Genomic DNA, 1,378 nt, shown 5'->3' with positions numbered 1-1,378 from the left:
TGGCTGAGCGCTCGCTCGCTTCATCCCCTCGAAGAGGGCGGGGCGGGTCGTCAGAGCGAGTGCGTCAGCGCCTGCAGGCAGAGCGAGGCCAGCGCCACCATGAGCCAGAGGATCGCGCCGAGCGCAAGCGGGCGCAGGCCGGCCCGCCTCAGCACCTGAACGCGGGTGCCCAGGCCGATTCCGGCGAGCGCGACGGTGATCAGGAAGGTGCCGAGCTGGCTCAGGGCGGGGTGCCAGGCCGCGGGGATCGCTCCGGCGGAGTTGACGGCCGCGGCGACGACGAACCAGATCAGGAACTGCGGCACGATCGACCGCCAGGCCCACGCCGGCGACGTCGAGGTCGCCGACGTGGGCGTGGCGCCGACCGGGCCGCTCGCCCGCATGGCCGCCCTCCGGCGGTGGACGGCGATCGCGACCGTGATCGGAATGATCATGAGGGTCCGGGTGAGCTTCACGACCACGCCGTACTGCCCGGCGGCGGCGCTGAAGCTGAATGCCGCGGCGACCACCGACGAGGTGTCGTTGATCGCGGTGCCCGCCCACAGCCCGAACGCCCGATCGCTGAGCCCGAGGGCGTGGCCGATGAAGGGGAAGGTGAGCACCGCGACCACGTTGAAGGTGAAGATCGTGCCGATCGCATAGGCCACCTCGTGGGCTTTGGCGCGGATGACGGACTGGGTGGCCGCAATCGCCGACGCACCGCAGATGGCGGTTCCGACCGCGATCAGCGTGCGCGTGTCCGGAGCGAGTCCGAGCGCCCGGCCGATCAGCAATCCGCCCGCCAGGGCGACGGCCAGCGTGCCGAGCATCACGGGCAGCGACTGCCACCCGGTGCGCACGATCTGGCTGAGCGACAGCCCCGATCCCAAGACGACCACCGAGGCCTGCAGAACGTACTTGCCTGCCCACGCGGCACCGCTGTCGGCGGGTGCGCCCGGGCGCATGAGTGCGGCGAGCGCGGCCCCGATGGCGATGCCGAAGACGGGCGCGCCCACGACAGGGGCGAGGCGGCCGAGCGCGGTCGCCGCGACGGCGATGGCCACGGCCACGGCGAGGCCGGGGATTCTGGCGGTGATGCGGCTGACAGGCATACCTCGAGGCTCTCGCCCGCGCGGCAGGGCGAGTAGCGTCACGTGATTGTGGATATACAAGCGACCGTTGTAGCTCAAGCCGCCGGCTCGACGGCCGACCTGCTCTCGATGCGACTTCTCGCGGCCCTTGCGGAGGCCGGCTCGATCTCGGCGGCGAGCAGGCGGCTGGGGGTCTCGCAGCAGGCGGCATCCATGCGGATGCGTCAGCTCGAAAAGCGGCTCGGCATCCCGCTGCTGCATCGCACGGCGCGCGGCGCGACGCTCACCGGCGAGGGCGCCGTGGCCGC

The 1,378-nt window shown here is 72.2% G+C and carries 2 protein-coding genes; one reads left to right on the top strand and one right to left on the bottom strand.

The window, feature by feature from the left end; all coding sequences use genetic code 11:
• Positions 1-50: 50 nt before the first annotated feature.
• Positions 51-1,091, bottom strand: a complete 1,041-nt coding sequence (locus ACM2XV_RS15310) for a YeiH family protein (protein WP_487027569.1) — start codon at positions 1,089-1,091, stop codon at positions 51-53.
• Positions 1,092-1,199: 108 nt separating this feature from the next.
• Between ACM2XV_RS15310 and ACM2XV_RS15305 the strand changes: the two genes are divergently transcribed.
• Positions 1,200-1,378 (top strand): helix-turn-helix domain-containing protein (locus tag ACM2XV_RS15305; RefSeq protein ID WP_487027570.1); only part of this gene is annotated, 179 nt, incomplete at its 3' end.

The sequence above is a fragment of the Gryllotalpicola sp. CP2-P1 genome (genome assembly GCF_057512245.1).
Note: the sequence above shows the minus strand (reverse complement) of the source record. Positions and strands in the feature narration are given on the sequence as shown.